This window comes from Kluyvera georgiana (assembly GCF_050990895.1).
Taxonomy (GTDB): domain Bacteria; phylum Pseudomonadota; class Gammaproteobacteria; order Enterobacterales; family Enterobacteriaceae; genus Kluyvera; species Kluyvera georgiana.
The window spans coordinates 3,648,650-3,673,362 of record NZ_CP158865.1; the positions used below are offsets into that span (position 1 = coordinate 3,648,650).

Annotated in this window: 21 protein-coding genes; 11 read left to right on the forward strand and 10 right to left on the reverse strand. The window is 56.5% G+C overall.

Going from position 1 to position 24,713, the window contains the following annotated elements:
* Positions 1–148: 148 nt before the first annotated feature.
* Positions 149–2,563 (reverse strand): putative ABC transporter permease subunit YbbP, encoded by a 2,415-nt coding sequence (ybbP, locus tag ABTW00_RS17405; RefSeq protein WP_433636523.1) that lies wholly within the window; start codon positions 2,561–2,563, stop codon positions 149–151.
* Positions 2,560–3,246 carry a putative ABC transporter ATP-binding protein YbbA gene (gene ybbA, locus ABTW00_RS17410; protein WP_433636525.1) on the reverse strand — a complete coding sequence of 229 codons (687 nt, stop codon included), beginning with the start codon at positions 3,244–3,246 and terminating at the stop codon, positions 2,560–2,562. The genes ybbP and ybbA overlap by 4 nt, the downstream gene beginning before the upstream one ends.
* Between ybbA and tesA the strand changes: the two genes are divergently transcribed.
* From tesA to ABTW00_RS17425, 3 genes are read left to right on the forward strand one after another with little or no spacing between them, the layout of a single operon-like run.
* Positions 3,214–3,846, forward strand: coding sequence for a multifunctional acyl-CoA thioesterase I/protease I/lysophospholipase L1 (tesA, locus tag ABTW00_RS17415; RefSeq protein ID WP_433636526.1), 633 nt, complete (start codon positions 3,214–3,216; stop codon positions 3,844–3,846). The genes ybbA and tesA overlap by 33 nt on opposite strands.
* 22 nt (positions 3,847–3,868) lie before the next feature.
* A complete protein-coding gene (locus ABTW00_RS17420) occupies positions 3,869–4,636 on the forward strand; it encodes an SDR family oxidoreductase (RefSeq protein ID WP_433636528.1) in 768 nt (255 codons plus the stop codon).
* Between the two features lie 59 nt (positions 4,637–4,695).
* The gene (locus ABTW00_RS17425) at positions 4,696–5,550 is read left to right on the forward strand and encodes a co-chaperone YbbN (protein WP_064548044.1); all 855 of its coding nucleotides are present in this window, start codon (positions 4,696–4,698) and stop codon (positions 5,548–5,550) included.
* 110 nt (positions 5,551–5,660) lie between these two features.
* Here the strand turns inward: ABTW00_RS17425 and fetB are convergent, their stop codons facing one another.
* Together fetB and fetA are read right to left on the reverse strand one after the other, a co-directional pair.
* Positions 5,661–6,446: an iron efflux ABC transporter permease subunit FetB gene (gene fetB / locus ABTW00_RS17430; protein ID WP_065356830.1), complete on the reverse strand. Its 786-nt coding sequence runs from the start codon at positions 6,444–6,446 to the stop codon at positions 5,661–5,663.
* The gene (fetA, locus tag ABTW00_RS17435) at positions 6,439–7,110 is read right to left on the reverse strand and encodes an iron efflux ABC transporter ATP-binding subunit FetA (RefSeq protein WP_433636531.1); all 672 of its coding nucleotides are present in this window, start codon (positions 7,108–7,110) and stop codon (positions 6,439–6,441) included. The genes fetB and fetA overlap by 8 nt, the downstream gene beginning before the upstream one ends.
* A gap of 127 nt (positions 7,111–7,237) precedes the next feature.
* Between fetA and ABTW00_RS17440 the strand changes: the two genes are divergently transcribed.
* Both ABTW00_RS17440 and ABTW00_RS17445 read left to right on the forward strand, forming a co-directional pair.
* Entirely contained in the window at positions 7,238–8,155 is a 918-nt protein-coding gene (locus ABTW00_RS17440; protein ID WP_064548038.1) for an SPFH domain-containing protein, read from the forward strand.
* Complete coding sequence (locus ABTW00_RS17445; protein ID WP_065356833.1) at positions 8,152–8,613, forward strand: NfeD family protein; 462 nt, start codon at positions 8,152–8,154, stop codon at positions 8,611–8,613. The genes ABTW00_RS17440 and ABTW00_RS17445 overlap by 4 nt, the downstream gene beginning before the upstream one ends.
* 3 nt (positions 8,614–8,616) lie before the next feature.
* Here ABTW00_RS17445 and cueR read toward each other — a convergent pair whose 3' ends face one another.
* Positions 8,617–9,027 carry a Cu(I)-responsive transcriptional regulator gene (gene cueR / locus ABTW00_RS17450; RefSeq protein WP_064548035.1) on the reverse strand — a complete coding sequence of 137 codons (411 nt, stop codon included), beginning with the start codon at positions 9,025–9,027 and terminating at the stop codon, positions 8,617–8,619.
* A 95-nt stretch (positions 9,028–9,122) separates the two neighbouring features.
* Between cueR and copA the strand changes: the two genes are divergently transcribed.
* From copA to ybaK, 4 genes are all read left to right on the forward strand, one after another.
* The gene (gene copA / locus ABTW00_RS17455) at positions 9,123–11,624 is read left to right on the forward strand and encodes a copper-exporting P-type ATPase CopA (protein WP_433636535.1); all 2,502 of its coding nucleotides are present in this window, start codon (positions 9,123–9,125) and stop codon (positions 11,622–11,624) included.
* A 184-nt stretch (positions 11,625–11,808) separates the two neighbouring features.
* Positions 11,809–12,645 (forward strand): lysozyme inhibitor LprI family protein, encoded by an 837-nt coding sequence (locus ABTW00_RS17460; protein WP_271447113.1) that lies wholly within the window; start codon positions 11,809–11,811, stop codon positions 12,643–12,645.
* A gap of 72 nt (positions 12,646–12,717) precedes the next feature.
* The gene (locus ABTW00_RS17465) at positions 12,718–13,512 is read left to right on the forward strand and encodes a TraB/GumN family protein (protein ID WP_433636538.1); all 795 of its coding nucleotides are present in this window, start codon (positions 12,718–12,720) and stop codon (positions 13,510–13,512) included.
* 202 nt (positions 13,513–13,714) lie between these two features.
* On the forward strand, positions 13,715–14,194 hold the full coding sequence (ybaK, locus tag ABTW00_RS17470; RefSeq protein ID WP_035891819.1) for a Cys-tRNA(Pro)/Cys-tRNA(Cys) deacylase YbaK: 480 nt from the start codon (positions 13,715–13,717) through the stop codon (positions 14,192–14,194).
* A gap of 88 nt (positions 14,195–14,282) precedes the next feature.
* On the opposite strand, the gene ushA is transcribed toward ybaK, so the two are convergent.
* The gene (gene ushA, locus ABTW00_RS17475; RefSeq protein ID WP_065356837.1) at positions 14,283–15,935 is read right to left on the reverse strand and encodes a bifunctional UDP-sugar hydrolase/5'-nucleotidase UshA; all 1,653 of its coding nucleotides are present in this window, start codon (positions 15,933–15,935) and stop codon (positions 14,283–14,285) included.
* 173 nt (positions 15,936–16,108) lie between these two features.
* On the opposite strand from ushA, the gene ABTW00_RS17480 reads away from it, so the two are divergent.
* Both ABTW00_RS17480 and ybaL read left to right on the forward strand, forming a co-directional pair.
* Positions 16,109–17,329, forward strand: coding sequence for an MFS transporter (locus ABTW00_RS17480; protein ID WP_065356838.1), 1,221 nt, complete (start codon positions 16,109–16,111; stop codon positions 17,327–17,329).
* 256 nt (positions 17,330–17,585) lie between these two features.
* Positions 17,586–19,262, forward strand: coding sequence for a YbaL family putative K(+) efflux transporter (gene ybaL / locus ABTW00_RS17485; RefSeq protein WP_065356839.1), 1,677 nt, complete (start codon positions 17,586–17,588; stop codon positions 19,260–19,262).
* Between the two features lie 102 nt (positions 19,263–19,364).
* Here ybaL and ABTW00_RS17490 read toward each other — a convergent pair whose 3' ends face one another.
* From ABTW00_RS17490 to htpG, 4 genes are all read right to left on the reverse strand, one after another.
* Positions 19,365–20,669: an inosine/guanosine kinase gene (locus tag ABTW00_RS17490; RefSeq protein WP_163445961.1), complete on the reverse strand. Its 1,305-nt coding sequence runs from the start codon at positions 20,667–20,669 to the stop codon at positions 19,365–19,367.
* Positions 20,670–20,732: 63 nt separating this feature from the next.
* Positions 20,733–21,695 carry a ferrochelatase gene (gene hemH, locus ABTW00_RS17495; RefSeq protein ID WP_433636543.1) on the reverse strand — a complete coding sequence of 321 codons (963 nt, stop codon included), beginning with the start codon at positions 21,693–21,695 and terminating at the stop codon, positions 20,733–20,735.
* Between the two features lie 186 nt (positions 21,696–21,881).
* Entirely contained in the window at positions 21,882–22,526 is a 645-nt protein-coding gene (gene adk, locus ABTW00_RS17500) for an adenylate kinase (RefSeq protein WP_014069168.1), read from the reverse strand.
* 280 nt (positions 22,527–22,806) lie between these two features.
* Complete coding sequence (gene htpG / locus ABTW00_RS17505) at positions 22,807–24,681, reverse strand: molecular chaperone HtpG (RefSeq protein ID WP_064548017.1); 1,875 nt, start codon at positions 24,679–24,681, stop codon at positions 22,807–22,809.
* Positions 24,682–24,713: the final 32 nt, after the last annotated feature.

Below are 24,713 nucleotides of genomic sequence, written 5' to 3' on the forward strand. Positions count from 1 at the left end.
AACGTGCGCTTTAGGTTTCCAGAATTACCGAAAGGTGCCGTAAAACGAGCAACGTGATGAAAGGATGAGCGATTTCGACGAGAACCGAGGAAGCGTGGTGGTGGTTACCCGGCATTGCTGCGCTCCGCCGGGTAACGTCAGGGTAGAATTAACTTGAGAACTGGCGAAACAACGCCCGCCCCTTCAGCAGGCGCAGGCCTAAACCGCCGCCGCACAGCGACAGCAGGAACGCCCCGCACAACGGCAGCGATGCCCACAGACGCCAGTCCGGCGACCACGGGAAATCAAACACGTGAGTTTGCAGCATTGCCAGCGCGGTTTCGGCACCGATGGCCGCCACCAGGCCGGAAATCGCCCCCAGCAGCGCAAACTCGGCCCACAGCGTCAGGCGCAACAGCGATTTTCCAGCACCGAGAGTGCGATACACCACCAGTTCCTGATGACGTTGACGCATCCCCACCTGCACCTGCGCCAGCAGCAGCAGCACGCCGCAGGCGGTCACCAGCACCACCATCACCTCCAGCGCGCGGCTTACCTGGGCCAGCACTTGGCCGATCTGCTTTAATATCGCGCCAATATCCAGCAGGCTGACCGTCGGGAACTCGCGGTTAAGCTGCGTCAACAGCGTGTTGCCGCGATCCCAGCGGAAGCTGGTCAGCCAACTCTGCGGCTGACCGTCCAGCGCGCCGTCCGGGAAGATAAAAAAGAAGTTTGGCCGCAGGCTTTCCCAGTCAACTTTACGAATACTGCTCACCTTCGCGGTGAAGTCCTGCGTGTCGCCGGTAAAGGTGACGCTATCGCCGAGACGAATCTTTAAGCGCTGCGCCAATCCCTCTTCAATCGAGACTTCCCCGGCCTTTGGCGGCCAGCTTCCGGCCACCAGCGGGTTATGCGCCGGTCGCTGGTTTTGCCAGGTCAGGTTCAGCTCGCGGTTGAGCGACTCATCCTTATTGCCTTCGGTACTCTGACCGTTAATCTGCGTTAACCGCGCGCGAACAATCGGGTAGAACGCCGCCGGGATCACCTGGTGCTCGGCAAGGAACGTTTTCACCTCACTGACCTGCTCAGGCGCGATATTGATCAGGAAATAGTTTGGGCTTTCCGGCGGCAACTGCTGTTGCCAACGATCCAGCAGATCGCCGCGCAGCACCAGCAGCAGCGCCAGCAGCATAAACGACAGCGAGAAAGCCGCCAGCTGGCTCAGCGTCGACCACGGTTGACGCAGCAGGCGGTTCACCGCCAGACGCAGCGGCAGCGCGCGCAAGGTCAGGCGTTTCAGAACCTTCAGCAGCAGCCAGCCCACCAGGCCGCACAGTGCCGCCAACACCACCGCCCCGGCCAGTACCGACCACAGCAGCGGGCTGCCGCCCATCAGCCAGGCGAGCAGCAGGACAGTGACCACGCTCACCAGCGGAAGGTAAATTTTTAGCGGCCAGACGTTGGCGACAATATCCTGGCGCAGTACGCGCAGCGGTTGAGTCGCCAGCAGCAATCGGTACGGGCGCAGTCCCACCAGCAGGGAAATCACCGTCATCGATCCCACTGCCCACAGCCACGGCCAGGCGCTGGCGGCGGGCAGCGCCGCGGGCAGCACCGGCTTCAGCAAAGTCAGCAGGATAGATTCAAACAGTAGCCCCATCGCGCCGCCCGCCAGCGCGGAGAGCGCCAGCAACAGCAGCCACTGGCCGATAATCAGCTTACGCAGCTGCGCGCGCCCGGCCCCCAGCGTTTTGAGGATGGCCACCAGATCGTAGCGGCTGCGGCAGTAGTGCCCCATCGCCACCGCCACGGCAGCCACCGCCAGCAGCAGCGTCAGCAATGCCGACAGCAGCAAAAATTGCTGGGAACGCTGCAATGATTTGCCCAGCGCGCCGTCGTCCTGATCCGGCCCGATCCAGCGGTTCTCAGGTTTTAGCTGCGGTAGCAGCCAGCTTTCATAGCTCGCCAGCTGCGCCGCGTTGCCAGCGAACATATAGCGCCAGCTCACCCGGCTACCGGGCTGCACCGCGCCGGTTTTCGCCACGTCGGCCAGGTTCATCATCAGGCGCGGAGCCATCTGGAACGGATTGAAGCCGCCATCCGGTTCCTGCACAATTTCCCCGGCGATGCGCAGCGTGGCATCGCCAACATCGATATTGTCGCCGGTCTTCAGGTTCAGCAGCGCCAGCAGACGCGGTGCCAACAATACCGTTCCGGCGGCGGGCTTCAGGCTGGCCGGCGTGGTTTCCAGAACGCCATACAGCGGGTAGCTATCGTCTACCGCCTTCACATCCGCCAGCTGCGGGGTATCGCCCGCCCAGGTCATGGTGGAGAAATTAATCTGTTCGCCCACCGTCAGCCCCAGCGCACGGGCTTTTTCCAGCCATTCGCGCGGCACTTCACGCGAGCTGCGCAGCACCCGGTCTCCCGCCATATATTCGCGGCTTTGCTGATTAAGCCCCTTGTCCATTCGGTCGCTGATGCTGCCCAGCGCCAGCACGCAGGCCACCGCCAGGCTTAACGCCAGCCAGACAATCAGCAGCGACGGCGAACGCCATTCTCGCCAGAACCAGCGTAGAATCATGCTTCCTCCCGGAGCTGACCATCGACCAGGCGCAGACGACGGTTACAGCGTGCGGCCAGCTGAGCGTCATGGGTAACCAGAATCAGCGTGGTGCCGTGTTCTCGGTTGAGCGAAAACAGCAGGTCGGCAATTTTGTCGCCGGTATGGCGGTCGAGGTTACCGGTTGGCTCATCGGCGAACAGCAAATCCGGGCGACCGTTAAACGCGCGGGCCAGCGCCACGCGCTGCTGCTCGCCGCCGGAAAGCTGGGCGGGAAGATGCTGTAGACGCTTGCCAAGCCCCAGCTGTTCCAGCAGCGCTTTTGCCCCCTGTCGGCTTTGCGCGTCGCTTTCACCGCGCAGCAGCGCCGGTAGCTCGACGTTTTCCAGCGCGTTGAGGGTCGGTATCAACATAAAAGATTGAAAAACAAAACCAATATGCTGAGCGCGCAGGCGCGCCCGTGCCTCTTCGTCCATGTTATCCAGCGGCTGGCCTAACAGCTTCACCGTGCCGCTGCTGCCGTCGTCCAGCCCGGCAAGAATTGCCAGCAGCGTCGACTTGCCGGAACCCGACTCGCCAATTAAAGCAAGGGTTTGTGCCGGTTTGACAATCAGGTTAACTCCGGTAAGGATGGAAAGCTCATGCTCCCCCTGACCGACGGATTTCTTAAGATGATGCACTTCAAGTACGTTTTCCGCTGGCATTTGCCTTTCCTGTTTTTAATGCTGTTTAGCCTTCGCGCCGCGGCGGCGGACACGCTGTTAGTTCTTGGCGATAGCCTGAGCGCGGGCTATCGCATGGCGGGCACTGCCGCCTGGCCTGCCCTACTCAACGACAAGTGGCAGCCTGAAATCACGGTCATCAACGGCAGCATCAGCGGCGACACCGCCCAGCAGGGGCTGGCGCGCCTGCCCGCATTGCTGAAACAGCACCAGCCGCGCTGGGTGCTGGTCGAGCTTGGCGGCAACGATGGCCTGCGCGGATTTCCACCGCAGCAGATTGAACAAACCCTGCGCACCGTTTTGCAGCAGGTCAAAGCCGCTAACGTCCAGCCGCTTTTAATGCAAATTCGTCTGCCCGCAAACTACGGACGCCGCTATAATGAGGCGTTTAGCGCGGTTTATCCGAAGCTCGCCAGCGAATTCACTATTCCACTGCTGCCCTTCTTTATGGAAGAGGTCTACCTTAAACCGCAGTGGATGCAGGATGATGGCATTCATCCCAACCGTGACGCCCAGCCGTTTATTGCCGACTGGATGGCGACACGTCTGGCTCCATTAGTTAATCACGACGCCGGAAAGTAAAGCGGTGTCTTCAGGTAAAGTTATGCAAAAATCGGTCTTAATTACAGGATGTTCCAGCGGAATTGGCCTGGAAAGCGCGCTTGAACTGAAACGCCAGGGGTTTCGCGTGCTCGCCGCCTGCCGTAAACCTGAGGATGTGAAGCGGATGAACGGCATGGGTTTCATCGGCGTGCAGCTCGATCTCGATAGCCCGGAGAGCATTGATGCCGCCGCCGAAGAAGTTATCGCGCTCACGAATAATCGCCTGTTTGGCCTGTTTAACAACGCCGGCTATGGCGTCTACGGCCCGTTGACCAGCATCAGCCGCGACCAGATGGAGCAGCAGTTTTCCGCCAATTTCTTTGGCGCCCATCAGTTGACCATGCGCCTGCTACCCGCCATGGTGCCCCATGGAGAGGGGCGAATCGTGATGACATCCTCGGTGATGGGGCTGATTTCCACGCCGGGCCGCGGTGCCTACGCAGCCAGCAAATATGCGCTGGAGGCGTGGTCAGACGCGCTGCGCATGGAACTACGCCACTCTGGCATCAAGGTCAGCCTGATCGAACCCGGCCCGATTCGCACCCGCTTTACCGACAACGTCAATCAGACCAGCGACCAGGCGGTGGAAAACCCGGGTATTGCGGCTCGTTTTACGCTCGGCCCGGACGCGGTGGTTGAAAAAGTACGTCACGCCTTTATCAGCGATAAGCCGAAATTACGCTATCCGGTCACCCTGGTCACCCATGCCGTATGCTGGCTAAAACGCCTGCTGCCGGGGCGCGCAATGGACAAAATTCTGCAGGGGTAACGTTGAAGCGTGCGCTTTTGCCCCCATCTCGAATATAAACCGACTACAGAGAATGACTCATGTCCGTACAGAATATCGTAAACATTACTGAAGCTAACCTGCACCAGACGCTGGAACAATCCGTTGCCACGCCGGTGCTGTTCTATTTCTGGTCCGAGCGTAGCCAGCACTGCCTGGAGCTGACGCCGGTGCTGGAAAATCTGGCGGCGCAGTATAACGGTCAGTTTATTCTGGCGAAGGTCGACTGCGATGCCGAGCAGATGGTCGCCTCACAGTTTGGCCTGCGCGCCATCCCAACCGTCTACCTGTTCCAGAACGGCCAGCCGGTTGATGGTTTCCAGGGCCCGCAGCCGGAAGAGGCCATTCGCGCGCTGCTCGATAAAGTGCTGCCGCGTGAAGAAGAGCTTAAGGCGCAGGAAGCGCTGGCGCTGATTCAGGAAGGCAAGCACGCCGAAGCGCTGCCGCTGCTGAAAGACGCCTGGCAGCTTTCCGGCCAGGACAGCCAGATCGGCCTGCTGCTGGCGGAAACGCAGATTGCGCTCAATCGCTCTGAAGACGCGGAAGCGGTGCTGAAAACTATTCCCATGCAGGATCAGGATACCCGCTATCAGGGGCTGGTCGCGCAGATTGAGCTGTTGAAGCAGGCGGCGGATACGCCGGAAATTCAGCAGTTGCAACAGCAGGTTGAGCAGAACCCGGACGACGCGGCGCTGGCCTCGAAGCTGGCGCTTCAGCTGCATCAGGTTGGGCGAAACGAAGAGGCGCTGGAGCTGCTGTTCAGCCATCTGCGCAAAGATTTAGGCGCGGCGGACGGTCAGGCGCGCAAAATGCTGCAGGAAATTCTGGCTGCGCTGGGCACCGGCGACGCGCTGGCCTCGAAGTACCGCCGCCAGTTGTATTCGCTGCTGTACTAACAGCGAACCTTATCTTGTCGGCCGGATAAGGCGGTCACGCCGCCATCCGGCAATGGCTCCGCATCGTGCCTGATGGCACGATGCTTATCAGTCCTGTGTTTCAATGTGCGCTACGCGCGCTTCTTCAACTGCGTCACCACCAGTTGGTGACGGGCGTTATAAAACTTCCGATAGGTCAGATAGCAGGCAATAATGGTCGACAGGCTGGCGGTCGAAAGCAGCATAAAGGTGACCATAATCTGATACTTAATCGCCTTCACCGGGTCGATACCGGCAAAAATCAGCCCCGACATCATCCCCGGTAAGCTCACCAGCCCCACGGTTTTCGCCGAATCCACGGTCGGAATTAACGAGGCGCGAATACTCTCGCGAATCAGCCGCGCGGAGGCCATTTTCGGCGTCGCCCCCAGGCTTAGTTTTTCCTGAATTTGCTGCTGCTCGGCGCTAAAGCGCTGGCCGAGGTTGTTGTAGCACAGCCCCACCGCAATCATCGCGTTACCGGCGATCATCCCGGAAATTGGGATCACCTGCATTGGCACAAAGGCAATCGAACCGGAAAAAACCAGCACCGCCAGCGTCAGCCCAGCGCCGGTGGTAATGGCGATAAACGAGGAGACAAAGGCTTTATCGATATATTTGCTGCGCTTTTGCGCGTTGTACGCCGCGTTGAAGCAGATAAACAGCACCATGCACAGCGTCAGCACCGCATGGTTAACGTTGAAAATATACTTCAGCACGTAGCCGACAATGATCAGCTGCACCACTGCCCGGCAGATACTCCAGATGATGTCTTTTTCCAGCGCCAGCTTTTCCCGGTAGCTCACCACAATCGCCACCAGCACCAGCACCATCGACAGCGCCAGCGATTGGTTCGTAATAATATGTTCGTTATTCATGACGTGACTCCCTGACGCTCTCCTGATGGGATGGCAGCGTAATCACTTCATCCGCATGGCTAATTTCATCTTTATCGTGGGTGACCCACAGCACGGCGACATTTTGCTCGCGTACATACTGATGAATAATCTCATTCACGTTCTTTTTGTTTTGCTCATCCAGCGCGCTGGTAATTTCATCGAGCAATAAAACCTTGGGCAAAAATTGTAGATTGCGAATCAGCGACACCCGCTGCTTTTCCCCGCCCGACAAATCATTAATCGATTTTGACAGCGTATCTTCCGCCAGATCAAAGCGCGACAGCTGGCCCAGAAAACGATCGGGATCCGGCTGCTGATTACGGATTTGCCAGGGGAAAATCAGGTTGTCGTAAACCGTATCGCCGAACAGCGCGGGCGTCTGCGCGCAGTAGGAAACCTGCTGGCGATAGGCTTCCGGCGACAGGGTATTGATATCCTGCCCGGCAAACAGAATGTGTCCGTCGCTCGGTGAAAGGAGCGACGCGATGATTTTTAATAAGGTGCTTTTACCGCAGCCGGACGGGCCGGTGATCAGCTTAAATTCACCGGGGGCTACGCTAAGGTTGATATTCTCAAGGACCGTTTTCTTACCAATATGAAAGCTTACCTGCGTAAGCTGTAAAATCGCGCTATTTTCCGTCATTGCCTTTCTTTGCCCTGTTTTTTTCTTTTATCTCTTGTAGTGTAACGCCAATTAATTTCAGGGGGCGAATTTCACCGCCAGAGCCGATATACTTATTGCAGTTACGGACAGTAAAACAGGAGGTTTTATGCTGGTGTTTATTCCTATTCTCATCTTCGTCGCACTGGTAGTCGTCGCCGCGGGGGTCAAAATCGTCCCGCAGGGTTATCAATGGACGGTAGAACGCTTTGGCCGCTACACCAAGACGCTGCATCCCGGTTTAAGTCTTGTCGTGCCGTTCATGGATCGTATAGGCCGCAAAATCAATATGATGGAACAGGTTCTCGATATTCCATCGCAGGAAGTTATCTCTAAAGACAACGCCAACGTCGCCATCGACGCCGTGTGCTTTATTCAGGTGATCGATGCGCCAAAAGCGGCGTACGAGGTCAGCAACCTGGAACTGGCGATCATCAACCTGACGATGACTAACATTCGTACCGTGCTCGGTTCCATGGAGCTCGACGAAATGCTGTCCCAGCGCGATAACATCAACACCCGTCTGCTGCATATCGTCGACGAAGCCACCAATCCGTGGGGGATCAAAATCACCCGCATTGAGATTCGCGACGTGCGCCCGCCGGCAGAGCTTATCGACGCGATGAACGCGCAGATGAAGGCCGAGCGTACCAAGCGTGCCTATATTCTGGAAGCTGAAGGGATCCGCCAGGCGCAGATCGTCAAAGCCGAAGGTGAAAAACAGGCGCAGATTCTTACCGCAGAGGGTGAACGTCAGTCCGCGTTCCTGCAGGCAGAGGCCCGCGAGCGTTCCGCAGAAGCGGAAGCGCGCGCCACTAAAATGGTCTCCGAAGCGATTGCCGCCGGGGATATTCAGGCGATTAACTACTTTGTGGCGCAAAAATACACCGATGCCCTCCAGCAGATTGGCTCGGCGAATAATAGCAAAGTAGTGATGATGCCGCTGGATGCCAGCAGCCTGATGGGGTCTATCGCCGGGGTTGCCGAGCTGATTAAAGACAGCAGCCGCGACCGGAAATCATCATGATCGCGCTGGTGCTGGCGCACCCGCACCTCTTCTGGCTGAGCCTCGGCGGGCTGCTGCTGGCTGCAGAAATGCTCGGCGGTAGCGGCTATTTGCTGTGGAGCGGCGTGGCCGCGGCGGCAACCGGGCTGATAACCTGGGTGCTGCCGGTCGACTGGGCATGGCAGGGGACGCTGTTTGCGGTGCTGACGCTGCTGGCGGCCTGGCTGTGGTGGAAGTGGCTCACCCGTCGGGGCGACAGGCAGCGCCCGGCGGAAAGTCAGCTTAACCAGCGCGGACAGCAACTGCTGGGGCAGCGGTTTACCTTAGACAACGCGCTGGTCAACGGACGCGGCCATATGCGCGTCGGCGACAGTTCGTGGCCGGTCCGCGCCGACGAGGATCTGCCCGCGGGCAGCAACGTTGAGGTGATTGCCGTGGAAGGGATCGTCCTGCGTATCAGGCTCTCCCCTCCTCGTTAGTCGTCAAGCCTGGGCTTTACGATGGCAGCAGCCGGAAAGATTATCAATAATCGGGCAGTCGGCGCTGTCATCTCCCGGGCAAGATGCCGCCAGCGACAGCAGCTGCTCGCGCATCGCCTGCAGATCGCTGATGTGGCGCTCAATATCCGCCACTTTCTGTAGCGTATAGGCTTTGACGTCGGCGCTATGGCGTTTCGGGTCGTTAAACAGATTCACCAGCTCGCCGCACTCTTCCAGATTAAACCCAACCTGCCGCGCCTGGCGCAGCAGCGTAAACTCATCCAGATGCTTTTGCGTATAGCTGCGGTAGCCGTTCTCGCTGCGCAGCGGCGGCGTCACCAGGCCCTTCTCTTCATAAAAGCGAATGGCTTTGCTGGTCAAACCGGTTTTTTTGGCAACATCACTGATATTCACGTTTCCCCCTTGACCTTCCCCTTGCTGGAAGGTTTAACCTTTCTCACTGTAGACCAAAAGATGAATTTGGTCACCCATCAATTGAGGAGCGGAATATGTCTCAAACTATCGATCTGGCCCTGGACGGTCTGTCCTGCGGCCACTGCGTCAAACGCGTGAAGGAGAGCCTGGAGCAGCGTCCTGACGTTGACCATGCGGAAGTGACCATCGACGCGGCGCACGTTACCGGCAGTGCGAGCGCCGAGGTGCTGATTGACACCATCAAACAAGCCGGTTACGGCGCGGAGCTCAGCCACCCAAAGGCTAAACCGCTGGCAGAGTCATCACTCCCGTCGGAAGCACTGACAGCGGCCGCCCCTGAGCTTCCGGCAGCACAGGAACTGGATGACAGCCAACAGCTGCTGATCAACGGTATGAGCTGCGCCAGCTGCGTTTCCCGGGTACAGAACGCCTTGCAGGCGGTACCGGGCGTGGTGCAGGCACGGGTAAACCTGGCGGAGCGCACGGCCCTGGTGATGGGTCATGCGTCCGCCAGCGATTTAGTCCAGGCCGTAGAGAAAGCCGGCTACGGCGCGGAAGCGATTGAAGACGATATTAAACGCCGCGAACGTCAGCAGGAAACCGCGCTGGCGACCATGAAACGTTTTCGCTGGCAGGCGATCGTCGCCCTGCTGGTTGGTGTGCCGGTCATGGTCTGGGGAATGATCGGCGACAACATGATGGTTTCCGACGATAACCGCTCGCTGTGGCTGGTTATCGGCCTCGTCACTCTGGCGGTGATGGTGTTTGCCGGCGGTCATTTTTACACCAGCGCGTGGAAAAGCCTGAAGAATCGTACCGCGACGATGGATACCCTCGTGGCGCTCGGTACCGGCGTCGCCTGGCTGTACTCGATGAGTGTCAACCTGTGGCCGCAGTGGTTCCCAATGGAAGCCCGCCACCTCTATTACGAAGCCAGCGCCATGATTATCGGTCTGATTAACCTTGGTCATATGCTGGAAGCGCGGGCGCGCCAGCGTTCGTCCCGGGCGCTGGAAAAATTGCTCGACCTGACGCCGCCGACCGCGCGGGTCGTCACCGACGACGGTGAAAAAACCGTGCCGCTGGCCGATGTGCAGCCGGGGATGATCCTGCGCCTCGCCACCGGCGACCGCGTTCCCGTCGACGGCGAAATCAGCCAGGGCGAAGCCTGGTTCGATGAAGCGATGCTGACCGGCGAGCCGATTCCACAGCAGAAAGGCGATGGCGACAGCATTCATGCCGGTACGGTAGTACAGGACGGCTCAGTTTTATTCCGCGCCAGCGCCGTGGGTAGCCATACCACCCTGTCGCGCATTATCAAAATGGTTCGCCAGGCGCAGAGCAGCAAGCCGGAAATCGGCCAGCTGGCGGATAGAATCTCCGCCGTGTTCGTACCGGTGGTGGTGGCGATTGCCATTTTCAGCGCCGCCATCTGGTACTTCTTCGGCCCGGCGCCGCAGATTGTCTACACCCTGGTGATCGCCACTACGGTGCTGATCATCGCCTGTCCGTGTGCGCTGGGTCTGGCAACGCCGATGTCGATTATTGCCGGTGTCGGTCGCGCCGCAGAGTACGGCGTGCTGGTCCGCGATGCCGACGCGCTACAGCGCGCCAGCGAACTGACGACGCTGGTGTTTGATAAAACCGGTACCTTGACCGAAGGTAAACCGCAGGTCGTTGCGGTGAAAACACTCGGCGCAATCGGTGAATCGACCGCGCTGCGCCTGGCTGCCGCGCTGGAGCAAGGTTCGAACCACCCTCTGGCACGCGCTATCCTGGAGAAAGCCGCCGATAACACGCTGCCGCAGGTCACCGCGTTCCGTACGCTACGTGGGCTGGGGGTCAGCGGCGAAACCGAAGGACACACGCTGCTGCTGGGCAACCAGGCGTTGATGCACGAACAACAGGTTGATACTCACAAACTGGACGACGAGCTCGCCCAGCAAGCGGCTCAAGGGGCGACGCCGGTACTGCTCGCCATTGATGGTCAAGCCGCCGCGCTGTTCGCTATTCGCGATCCGCTGCGTAGCGACAGCGTTGCCGCCTTGCAGCGACTGCATAAAGAAGGCTATCGACTGGTGATGCTGACCGGTGATAACCCGGTAACCGCTAACGCCATTGCCAAAGAGGCGGGCATTGATGAAGTGATTGCCGGCGTACTGCCGGATGGTAAAGCGCAGGCGATTAAGGACCTGCAGGCGCAGGGCCAAAAAGTGGCGATGGTCGGCGACGGTATCAACGATGCCCCGGCGCTGGCGCAGGCCGACGTCGGTATTGCGATGGGCGGCGGCAGCGATGTGGCGATTGAAACCGCGGCGATTACGCTGATGCGCCACAGTCTGGTGGGCGTTGCCGATGCGCTGGCTATCTCCCGCGCCACGTTGCGCAACATGAAGCAGAATCTGCTCGGTGCCTTTGTCTATAACTCGCTGGGCATTCCGATTGCTGCGGGGATCCTCTGGCCGCTGACCGGTACGCTGCTCAACCCGGTCGTTGCCGGGGCGGCGATGGCGCTCTCATCTATTACGGTAGTAAGCAACGCCAACCGATTGCTGCGATTTAAACCGAAACGGTAGGTTTTCACGCGATTTTATAGGCAGACGGTATAATACCGCCTGCCTTTTTTATTCAATGCGCGAATACTATTACCACGGTATTTCCTGCAAATAAAGATTCCATGTAAATAAAACCCCGTGTATTATTAAATGATGTTGGTCGCCTGAATTATTCACCACTCCAATAATACAAGGATGTTTTATTATGATAAGAAAAGCGTTAGCGCTTGTTGTTCTCTCGGCATCTTTTTCCTCTTATGCAGGGCTTTTTGATTCAGCTCCTGAATTAAAATGCGGAAATGATAATTCGATAGCCGCATTTAAGGAATGGGTATATAACGATGCCCTAAGCCAGCTACAGGATAGGTATATCAAAACACCCGACATTTTCTTCAAAATTCCGCTCGCTGATTATGAAAAGCAGCTACAAGCCATTCCCATCCAGCTAGAGAATGTGCTCACTGAAACGCAACAAAGCGATAATAATACAGCTAACTGTGTCGCTAAAGTCTCGTTCGGTATCCCGACAAATACGCTTGAGCTACTGAAAGCACTGCCGAACAACCTTGAATATATTAATCGGGGCAATAGCCAGATGCTTAACAATAAAATCATCTGGAAAAAAATAAGCTATAAAATTCAGTTCGCTGACAATAATAAAGATATTATTGTAAGTGGTTGGAATAGCACCGGTGCATTATCTGACTCAATGTATAATATGGCTGCACTGGCCGTTAAGAAAGATCGTTTAATAGAGAAACAGAATCAGTTAGATGTTTCGTATAGCGAAGGTAAATATAAACAAAATGACATTGAGCTTAACAGAATATGGGCGGCGCTCCCGGACTCCATTCGTTCCGGGATGAAGAAAGAACAGCAGGCCTGGGTCGCTTCAAAAGTCACTCAGTGCGGTAAACTCAGCGATGCCCAATCAAAAACCCTTCCGACCGAGTCCCGCATTAGGATATACGAGTGTCAGAACAAGATGACGCTTTCACGTATCGAGCAACTGGGTGGAGATGGGTACGGTATGTCGGATTAATATCCGCCCCTCGCTACATTGCACCCTCAGGTACATCGCGCTAGCATGGAATTTTCCTTCCAGGGAGCGCGGATGAGTCTGTTCAATCAACTACAACGTCTATGGCGAACCCTGCGCGGCTCGCCATACGGCTGGCCAGCGCTCGACGTGTCGCTGCCCGGTGGCCGCCATCTGCATCTCGTTGGCAGCATTCATATGGGGACACGTGATATGTCTCCCCTGCCTGCAAAACTCATGAAGAAACTGCGTCAAGCCGACGCGCTGATTGTCGAAGCCGATATTTCCGGCAGCGAAACGCCGTTCAGCAATCTGCCGGAATACCCGCCGCTAGCCGAGCGCCTGAGTGCCGAGCAGTTGAGCGAACTGGAAAAACGGGTCAGCGAGCAGGGAATGTCGCTGGTCCGCTTTGATAATCAGCCGTTATGGCAGATAGCGATGGTGCTGCAAGCCACCCAGGCGCAGCGGCTGGGGTTACGGCCAGACTACGGCATTGATTATCAGCTGCTGCAGGCCGCGCGCGCGGCATCGCTGCCGATACAGGAACTGGAGGGCGCAGACAGCCAGGTCAGCCTTTTGTGCCAGTTGCCCGACGGCGGCATGGCGCTGCTTGACGATACGCTGACGCACTGGCACACCAACGCACGACTGTTACAGGTGATGATCGGCTGGTGGCTTGAGCAGCCGCCGACGAACGGCAGGACGTCGTTGCCCAATACCTTTAGTCGGTCGCTGTATGATGTGCTGATGGTGAAACGTAATGAAGCCTGGCGCGACGCGCTGCTGGCGCTGCCGCCGGGGCGCTATGTGGTCGCCGTAGGGGCGCTACATCTGTATGGCGAAGGCAATCTTCCGGAGATGCTGAAATAAAAAAAATGGCCAATATCTCTATTGGCCCGTCAAAGAGGAATTTCATCATTATTATTATCCCGAAGTTATCACTCCGGATCTTCCGATTGTCGCTCAAAGTTGCTGCAACTGCCAATACCTATTGCGCAAGATTGTACTATTTTTTAGTTCGTTTTAAGGCGTATGCTGATTGCATACCCTGTCTGTAGTAAGAAGGAACGTTATGACTCCCGCAGTTAAGCTACTCGAAAAGAACAAGATCCCGTTTAGCATTCATACCTACGATCACGATCCGAATGAAACGAACTTTGGTGACGAGGTGGTGCGTAAATTAGGACTGAACGCTGACCAGGTTTACAAAACCCTGCTGGTCGCGATGAACGGCGATATGAAACAGCTGGCCGTAGCGGTCACGCCGGTCGCCGGGCAGCTGGATTTAAAAAAGGTCGCGAAGGCTTTAGGGGCGAAAAAAGTCGATATGGCCGATCCGATGGTGGCCCAGCGCGTCACCGGCTATCTGGTCGGCGGCATTAGCCCACTGGGGCAAAAAAAGCGTCTGCCCACGGTGATTGATGCGCCGTCGCAGGAATTTGCGTCGATTTATGTTTCAGGCGGCAAGCGCGGGCTCGATATTGAGCTGGCGGCGGGTGATTTAGCGAAAATTCTTGGCGCGACGTTTGCGGATATTGCGCGACGGGATTAATCGTGCAGCCGGTTTCCCCGGCGGCGCTTCGCTTGGCTACTCTGTTACATGTAGCCAAGCGAAGCACCGCCGGGAACCGCTCAAAACCTTACTGCCAGCTCACTTCCCCTTTCGGTTCGTAAGCATTCACATCCAGCGGCGAGTTCTGCTCAATGTACTGTTTGAGCACCTCGGCATCGATAAACCCGGTATTCACATACCCTGGTTTGTTGTCGATCTTCGGATAGCCGTCACCGCCGGTAGCGTTAAAGCTCAACGTCGCCAGACGATAGGTTTTTGCCGGGTCGACAGGTTCGCCTTTGATTTTCAGATCCTGAAGCTGACCGTTCTTCGCCACAAAGCTGACGTTGGCAAACTGCGGATAGGCGCCGGAATCGGGCTTCATCTGCGCCACGGCGGTCAGATACTCCACCACCTCTTTACCGCTCATATCGGCATACACCACCACGTTGCCAAACGGCTGCACCTTCAGCACGCTCTTGTAGGTGATATTTCCCGCTTCAATGGAATCACGAATGCCGCCGCCGCTCATCACGCCGAAGTCGGCGCCGGTACGCGCCATCTGCGCCGCCAGAATCAGGTGACCCATATTGGTCTGCACGAAGCGAACTTTGCTGCGGTCGCCTTCCAGATGCCCGTTCACGCTGCCCACTTTCACTTCCAGTTGCGCCTTGCCTTTACTCTGGAACGGCGTCAGCAGCGAGAGCATCTGCGGGTTTTCCGGAATTTGTGGCGTGTAAAGTACGCGCTCACTCTGCCCATTATCGTAGGTCACTTTCTTCTTCAGGTTCACCGGGATCAGCTGATAGTGCACCATTTTCAGCTCGCCGTTGCGAAATTCGAAGTCGGCACGGCCCACATATTTGCCCCATTCATGGGCCTGCACAATCCAGATGCCGTTCTGTTTATCCGGTGCACACGGGGTACCCGGTACGTAGTCAACCTGCTTTTTGTTCTCCGAAGCCATGCAAACCGGATCCTGTGAGTGACCACCCACAATCATCGCTAACGCACCGGTTGGCAGGCTGCGCGCCATCTCGACGTCGCCCGGCGCGTTTGAACCGTGTTCGCCGTTATCGTAGTGGCCCATGTGGGTCGCGGCCAGAATCAGGTCAGGCTTCTCTTTCTGCTGAAGTTCCTGAATCACCAGCTTTGCTTCTTCCGCCGGCTTGCGGAATTCAATATCGGTGAAGTATTCCGGATTGCCAATTTTAGCGGTGTCATCGGTGGTTAAACCGATAACGGCAATTTTCAGATCCTGACGTTTAAAGATCGCCCACGGTTTAAACAGGCGTTCACCGGTACTTTTCTGGTAAATATTGGCGGAGAGGAACGGGAATTTGGACCATTTTTCCTGCTGACGCAACACGCTCAGCGGGTTATCAAACTCATGGTTGCCGACAGCCATCGCGTCGTAGCCCACCAGATTCATGCCGCGGAAGTCTGGCTCGGCGTCCTGCAGGTCCGATTCGGGTACCCCGGTATTAATATCGCCGCCCGACAGCAGCAGCACGCTGCCGCCCTCCGCCGCGACTTCCTTACGAATGCCGTCGACCAACGTTTTTTGCGCCGCCAGGCCGTACTCGCCGTATTCACTGCGCCAGAAGTGCCCATGGTGATCGTTGGTATGCAGAATGGTGATTTTATACGTTTTATCTTGCTGATAAGCCTGTGAAGGCAGGCTGACTAAAGACAGTGCCGTCAGCATCGCCAGCGCCACGCCTCGTTTGACGAATTGCATGTTTCTCTCCCTGAGTGAATAACACCGCCGAAATTACAACGCTCTGAAATATTAGTCTAATTTGTTTTCAGAAATGAGACTTCCTTCAAACGTCTTAGACAGGTATCTTAGTCTGATAATTATTATTAAAGCGTTTATCCCCAACATCGCACTACCAAATATAAGTGGAATCTATGGCAATCTCTGAAACCAGCCCTACGCGGCCTGGCCCATCTGCGTCTTCGCAAAAAGGCCGTACCTCATTCGGTATCCTGGGAGCGATCAGTCTCTCCCACCTACTCAATGACATGATCCAGTCGCTGATTCTGGCGATTTATCCGCTGCTGCAGTCTGAATTCTCTCTGACCTTCGTGCAGATTGGGATGATCACGCTGACCTTCCAGCTCACCTCATCCCTCTTCCAGCCGGTCATCGGCTACATCACCGACAAGCGTTCGATGCCGTGGTCGCTGCCGGTGGGCATGTGCTTTACCCTAAGCGGGCTGGTGCTGCTGGCGCTGGCGGGCAGCTTCGGTACGGTACTGCTGGCCGCAGCGCTGGTGGGTACCGGTTCCTCGGTGTTCCATCCGGAATCGTCCCGTGTGGCGCGGATGGCCTCCGGTGGCCGTCACGGTCTGGCGCAGTCAATCTTCCAGGTGGGCGGTAACTTCGGCAGTTCACTGGGGCCGTTGCTGGCGGCGGTCATCATTGCACCGTATGGAAAAGGCAACGTGGCCTGGTTCGTCCTGGCGGCGCTGCTGGCTATCGTTGTGCTGGCGCAGGTCAGCCGCTGGTACGCGGCGCAGCACCGTATGGCGAAAGGTAAACCGAAAGCAGCGATTATCAATCCGCTGCCGAAAAACAAAGTGATTCTTGCCGTTTGTATCCTGCTGATGCTGATTTTCTCGAAATACTTCTATATGGCGAGCATTAGCAGCTACTACACCTTTTATCTGATGCAAAAATTCGGATTATCGGTACAAAACGCGCAGATTCACTTATTCGCCTTCCTGTTTGCGGTTGCCGCAGGCACCGTCATTGGCGGGCCGGTGGGTGATAAAATTGGCCGTAAATATGTTATTTGGGGCTCTATCCTCGGCGTTGCGCCGTTTACCCTCCTTTTACCCTACGCGACCCTTTGGTGGACCGGGATTTTGACGGTGATTATTGGATTTATCCTCGCCTCGGCGTTTTCTGCCATTCTGGTGTACGCGCAGGAGCTATTACCGGGGCGTATCGGTATGGTTTCCGGGCTATTCTTCGGTTTCGCTTTCGGCATGGGTGGCCTTGGCGCCGCCGTGTTGGGGCTGGTGGCCGACCATACCAGTATCGAGTTGGTTTATAAAATATGTGCTTTCCTACCACTTATTGGTATGTTGACCATATTCTTACCTGATAACCGCCAAAAACACTAAATTCCAGGCAGCCAAACCTCCATTTTGGCTGCCACCTTTCTCCCCGCAACCGCGCGTCGTCTCTGACTTCTCAGATTCAATTTTCATTTTTGTGCCATTTACTCTCAAAAATTCAATTTTTTAGCTGAATTCAAGAATTATTCACAAACAAAATAGCGAAAATTGTCATAAACTATTACGAGGTTTTTTGGTTTTCAGGCTGTTACAACACTCTGCGCCAAAAATGGGACCACGCATCACGACGAAAGGAGACGGAATGCATCACGCCACACCGCTAATCACCACCATTGTTGGTGGCCTTGTGCTCGCTTTTTTCCTTGGCATGATTGCCAATAAGTTAAGAATTTCTCCACTGGTAGGATATTTGTTAGCGGGCGTACTGGCCGGACCCTTTACTCCAGGATTTGTCGCTGATACCAAACTGGCACCGGAACTCGCGGAATTAGGCGTTATTTTGCTGATGTTCGGCGTCGGTCTCCATTTCTCACTTAAAGATTTAATGGCGGTAAAGTCCATCGCCATTCCCGGCGCGATAGCGCAGATAGCGGTCGCCACCCTGCTCGGGATGCTGCTCTCCACCTTCTTAGGCTGGTCCATGATGACCGGCATCGTCTTTGGCCTGTGTCTGTCTACCGCCAGTACCGTGGTGCTGCTGCGCGCGTTAGAAGAACGACAGCTTATTGATAGTCAGCGGGGGCAAATCGCCATCGGCTGGCTGATCGTTGAAGATCTGGTGATGGTCCTGACGCTGGTCCTGCTGCCTGCCGTTGCCGGAATGATGGAAAAAGAAAATATCGGTTTCGCCTCGCTGGCTATCGATATGGCAATAACCATCGGTAAAGTGGTGGCGTTCATCGCCATTATGATGCTGGTTGGCCGCCGCCTGGTGCCGTGGATCCTCTCCCGCAGCGCCGCCACCGGCTCTCGCGAGCTATTCACACTCTCGGTACTGGCGCTGGCGCTCGGCATCGCCTTCGGCGCGGTAGAACTGTTTGACGTCTCCTTCGCGCTGGGCGCGTTCTTCGCCGGGATGGTACTGAACGAATCCGAGCTCAGCCACCGCGCGGCGCACGATACCCTGCCGCTACGTGATGCGTTTGCGGTGCTGTTCTTTGTCTCCGTCGGCATGCTGTTTGATCCGCTGATTCTGATTGAGCAGCCGCTGGCGGTGCTGGGAACGCTGGCAATCATCATCTTCGGTAAATCGCTCGCCGCGTTTGGCCTGGTGCGCCTGTTCGGCCACTCCCAGCGTACCGCGTTGACCATCGCCACCAGCCTCGCGCAGATTGGTGAATTTGCCTTTATCCTCGCCGGTCTGGGCATGGCGCTGGATCTCCTGCCGCAAGCCGGGCAAAACCTGGTGCTGGCGGGGGCGATCCTCTCCATTATGCTCAATCCGGTGCTGTTCTCCGTGCTGGAGAAATACCTCGAGAAAACGGAAACGCTTGAGGAACAGACGCTGGAAGAGGCGCTGGAAGATGAGAAGCAGATTCCGGTAGATATCTGCAACCACGCGCTGCTGGTTGGCTACGGTCGCGTCGGCAGCCTGCTCGGCGAGAAGCTGATGGCGCAAGGGATTCCGCTGGTGGTGATTGAAACCTCCCGTACCCGTGTGGACGAACTGCGCGAGCGCGGCATTCGCGCCGTGCTGGGCAACGCCGCCAACGAAGAAATTATGACGCTGGCGCACCTCGACTGCGCCCGCTGGCTGCTGCTGACTATTCCGAACGGCTATGAGGCCGGAGAAATCGTCGCCAGCGCCCGCGAGAAGTATCCGCATCTTGAGATTATCGCTCGTGCACATTACGACGATGAAGTCGCGTATATCAGCGAACGAGGTGCCAATGAGGTGGTCATGGGCGAGCGTGAGATAGCGAAAACCATGCTGGGGCTGTTGAGCGATCCGCCGTTAAGTGAGGCGGTTAGCGGATAGCATCGTGGGCCGGATAAGGCAAAGCCGCCATCCGGCAATGTGCGTGCCTGATGGCGCTACGCTTATCAGGCCTACGCGTTGACGTAGGCCTGAATAACCCTATTACCGCTCCCAGTATGCCTCTTCGAGGCTATCTTCTTTCTCCGGCAGGCCGCGCGTCAGACGCGGCGAATGCTGGTTCAGCACCTGATAACTCACGCGGTTGGCATACTTACACACCTGCGCCAGCGACGAGTAGGTCAGCCAGTTATGCTGGTGCTTGCTGGAGTTTGGCACGTTGCTGCGATGGTAAGCGTTAGCGGTAATGTCGTGCAGCAGCGCCGCCAGCGCGCCGTCACCTGCGCCGTTGGTATTCATTATCTTCTCTGGGCCGCCCATAAACGGCGCAATGTGCGAGTAGATGCGCAGCGGATCCTGACAATCTTTATAACGCACCGCACGGCTGAATTCGTACTGGTTAAATTCGGCAATGGCCCCCGGCAGCAGCGGGTGCTGAGTTTTGCGCTTGGCTTCGTTTTCGGTGAAGCCCGCCATGTACAGCCCGGTCGGCCCGGCGGTACACAGCACCAAATCCACCCAATCCAACGCTTTATCCGCCGCCTGTAACGGGTCGCTCAAACCGGTCAGCGCTTCGGCTTCTTCTTCGTTCATCGCCAGAATCGACACGTGCTCTTTAATAAAGCTCTGCCACCATTCCGGGCTATCGGCAATCACAAACTTGGTTCCCAGCGTCAGCACCACCGGCACGTTGTGTTTCTTCGCGTAGGCGATGGCCTGCATCGTGGCGTCCGGCATCGGCTCGCCCGGCTTACAGCGCACCAGGTAAGACGTGAGCACCAGCGCAGAGGCACCGGCAATCACCGATTCCGGAACGCTTTCCGGACGCAGTTTGTTCATGTGTCCTGGGCTGATAGCAAAAGTACGCTCTCCGCTTTCGCTGATCAACGTAAAGCAGCGGCCAATCGGGCCATCGACGCCCTGTAAATGGTTGAGGTCGGTACGGCTGGAGGTATTACACAGGTAACGATAGGCATAGCCGCCAATTTCAATATTGCTGCACATGACGCCCAGCAATACCGAACGATCGTCCGCCAGTACCGAATAGTTGTGCATGGTATTACCGATGGTGCCACCGGCAAATTGATGGGTAATCAGGCTCTCACGTACCAGCTCCTGGTATAGCGCTTCCGCCACATCATCTTCAATCACCAGCGAATGCCCGGCGCTCAGGCCATAGCGCTGAATAAACGCATCGTCGACTTTGGCTTCAATATCCACCAGCGTCTGGTCGATACCGACAACCCAGGCCGTGCTGGTTTCACTTTCAGGTTGAATCTGCTGGAGCAGCGGATCGCGTGCGTCCACCGGGAAGTAATGTTTAGATTTGCGTTTACCGGGAAATTTCATGGTGATTTCTGGATGACTAGGAACAAGCGGGGAATAGTAGCACACTCCCCCGCCTGCTTGCGATTAGCGATACGACGCCGTCAGATTGACCATCATTTCGATATGCGCGGCATCGTCATTGAGCGCCGGAATATACTCATATTTCTGCCCGCCCGCCTCGAGGAACAGTTCGCGGTTTTGTACCGCAATCTCTTCCAGCGTTTCAAGACAGTCGGCAGAGAAACCTGGGCACATCACCTGAATATGTTTCACGCCCTTTTCCGCGAGCATCTTCAGCGTTTCGTCGGTATACGGCGTGAGCCACGGTTCACGGCCAAAGCGCGACTGGAAGGTCATCATCACCTTATCTGGCGAAATACCCAGCACGGAGACCAGTTCACGCGTGGTGTCGCGGCAGCGCTGCGGATAATCGTCGCCTTCATTGGCATAGCGCTGAGGAATACCGTGGTAGGAAAGCAGCAGGAGATCGGGCTCACCGTGACGCTCAAATGACGCGCGAGCGCTCACCGCCAGCGCCTGAATATAGTGACGATCGGTCGCGTAATCACGAATAAACGAGACGCCCGGAATCGCACGTTTGGTTGCCAGAATGCGCGCCAGTTCATCCCACACCGCAGCTACGGTGGAACAGGAATACTGCGGATAGAGCGGCAACACGATCAGCTGGTCAACGCCCTGTGCCAACAGTTCATCCACCGCGCTTTGCAGCGACGGCGTGCCATAACTCATACCCAGCACCACCGGCACATCCGGCAGACGCGCCGCCAGCGCCTGCTGCTGACGACGGCTGTAGACCAGCAGCGGTGAGCCTTCTTCCATCCACACGGATTCATATAGCTTCGCCACCCTTGGCGCGCGAATCGGCAGGATGACGCCACGCAGCAACGGCCACCACAGCAAGCGAGGCGTATCCACGACGCGCTTATCGCTTAAAAACTGCTTCAGATAGCGTTTAATGGCTTCAGACGTGGGAGCATCGGGAGTGCCGAGGTTAACCAGCAGGATACCAGGTTTCTTATGATGCATTACCGCCTCTTATCGATTCAAATTGTTGATAATTGTAGCGGAAAAGCGGAGAAGAAAAACTAATTGCTGTGAGAGGTAAGATGAGAATTTTTGCCTGATGGCGCTGCGCTTATCAGGCCTACGGAGAGATCGATAGGCCGGATAAGGCATTTACGCCGCCATCCGGCATCGGATGGCGGCACAACATTAGCCGAGAATTTTTTCCAGCTCTGCGCGTACGTCAGCCACGGCCTGAGTGCCGTCAACTTTCGCGTATTTGGTGTTACCCGCCTGCGCTTCTTTGGAGTAGTAGCCGATCAGCGGCGCGGTCATCTGATGGTATTCCACCAGGCGCTTACGTACGGTCTCTTCCTGATCGTCTTTACGGGTGGTCAGCTCTTCGCCGGTCACGTCATCTTTACCTTCAACCTTAGGCGGGTTGAATTTGATGTGGTAAACACGGCCAGAAGCGGCGTGTACGCGACGACCGACGATACGGTCAACGATCAGTTCGTCCGGTACGTCGAATTCCAGCACGTAGTCAACGTTGATGCCCGCTTCTTTCATGGCGTCAGCCTGCGGAATGGTGCGCGGGAAGCCGTCCAGCAGGAAACCGTTGCGGCAGTCTTCCTGAGCGATACGCTCTTTGACCAGCGCGATAACCAGTTCGTCGGTAACCAGTTTGCCGGCGTCCATGATGTCTTTAGCCTGTTTGCCCAGCTCGCTGCCGGATTTAACGGCGGCGCGCAGCATATCACCGGTGGAAATTTGCGGAATGCCATATTTCTCCATGATGAACTGTGCCTGAGTTCCTTTACCCGCGCCAGGTGCGCCAAGCAGAATGATACGCATTGCGAAAATCCCCTCAAAGGTTGTCAATATTTTTTAAAAAGCGCTAAAAGATACCACCAGAACGGCGATGGCTCAAGGAAGGAGGGACGGCTGAAACGGTTAATGGTCAGATATTTTGCGTACGGAGCAGTTTGATGCCCTCACCCCGCCCCTCTCCCACTGGGAGAGGGAGAAAACCAGTTCCGGGCCAGTCCCCCCTCCCTTTTAGGGAGAGGGAGAAAACCAGCTCCGGGCCAGTCCCCTCTCCCTTTTAGGGAGAGGGTTAGGGTGAGGGTAAGGTTTATGACACCAGCAGTTGGTTCATGCGGCGGATAAACTGGTTAGGATCGTCCAGCGTACCGCGCTCGGCGAACAGCGCCTGGTCGAGCAGCAGTTCAACCCACTCTTTAAACTGCCCTTCGTCCTGAGTATCCGCGGTGCGTTTCACCAGCACGTGGTCCGGGTTTAGTTCAAAGATGTACTTCACTTCCGGCGCGGCCTGGCCCGCAGCGGCAAACAGCTTCGCCATCTGGGTGCTCATTTCATCGGCGTCGGTGGTGACGATGGCCGGGGTGTCGGTCAGACGGTGAGTCAGACGCACCTCTTTCACGCGGTCGCCCAGCAGCGTTTTCACGCGCTCAACGAACGGGGTCAGCGCTTTTTCCGCTTCTTTGGCGCTCTCGTCCACTTCATCCGCCAGCTTGTCGATGGACTCATCGGCTTTAGCAACGGACTGGAACGGCTTGCCGTCGAACTCGGTCAGGTAGTTCATCATCCACTCATCGATGCGGTCGGAAAGCAGCAGCACTTCGATGCCTTTCTTACGCAGCAGCTCCAGATGCGGGCTGCTCTTCGCCGCGGCGTAGCTGTCAGCGGTGATGTAGTAGATTTTCTCCTGCCCTTCTTTCATACGCGACACGTAGTCGGCCAGCGACACGTTCTGCTCGGAAGTGTCGGTATGGGTAGACGCAAAGCGCAGCAGTTTGGCGATCGCTTCCTGGTTACCATGGTCTTCCGCCGGCCCTTCTTTCAGCACCAGACCAAACTGTTTCCAGAAGGTCAGATACTTCTCAGCATCGTCTTTCGCCAGCTTATCCAGCATCTGCAGCACGCGCTTGGTCAGAGCGTTACGCAGGTTGCGGGTGACGTTGCTGTCCTGCAGAATTTCACGGGAGACGTTCAGCGGCAGATCGTTGGAATCGATAAGACCGCGTACGAAACGCAGGTAGTTCGGCATAAACTGCTCGGCGTCGTCCATGATAAAGACGCGCTGTACGTACAGCTTCAGGCCGTGTTTATGGTCACGGTTCCACATATCCCACGGCGCCTGAGACGGGATATACAGCAGGCTGGTGTACTCCTGCTTGCCTTCCACGCGGTTGTGGCTCCATGTCAGCGGGTCGGTAAAATCGTGGGCGATATGCTTGTAGAACGCTTTGTATTCGTCGTCGTTCAGCTCGGCTTTATTACGCGTCCACAGCGCCTGCGCTTTGTTGATTTTCTCCCAGGAAACCACGGTTTCGCCGTCTTTCTCTTCGGATTTTTCAATTTCTACCGGCAGCGCGATATGGTCGGAGTATTTGCTGATGATCGAACGTACGCGCCAGTCGTCGAGGAACTCGTCCTCGCCTTCGCGCAGGTGCAGGGTAATTTCAGTACCGCGATCGTCTTTGGTGATGTCGGCCACGGTGTATTCGCCCGCGCCTTCGGATTCCCAGAACACGCCGTTCTCTGCGCTATCGCCCGCCGCGCGGGTGCGCACGGTGACTTTATCCGCCACGATAAACGCTGAATAGAAACCGACGCCGAACTGACCGATCAGCTGGCTGTCTTTGGCCTGGTCAGAACCCATGGATTCGAGGAATGCTTTGGTGCCGGATTTTGCGATCGTCCCGAGATGATCGATAACCTCGTCGCGATTCATACCAATACCGTTGTCGGCAATGGTCAACGTACGCTTATCTTTATCGAAGGAGACGCGTACGCGCAGCTCGCCATCGCCCTCATACAGATCCGGGTTGGACAGCGCGCGGAAGCGCAGCTTGTCGGCAGCATCTGAAGCGTTAGAGATAAGCTCACGCAGGAAGATTTCTTTATTGGAATACAGAGAATGGATCATCAGGTGCAGAAGCTGTTTTACTTCTGACTGAAAGCCACGTGTTTCTTGTCCTTTCATTGCAAAATACCTCAATGGTGATTACAAGGTAA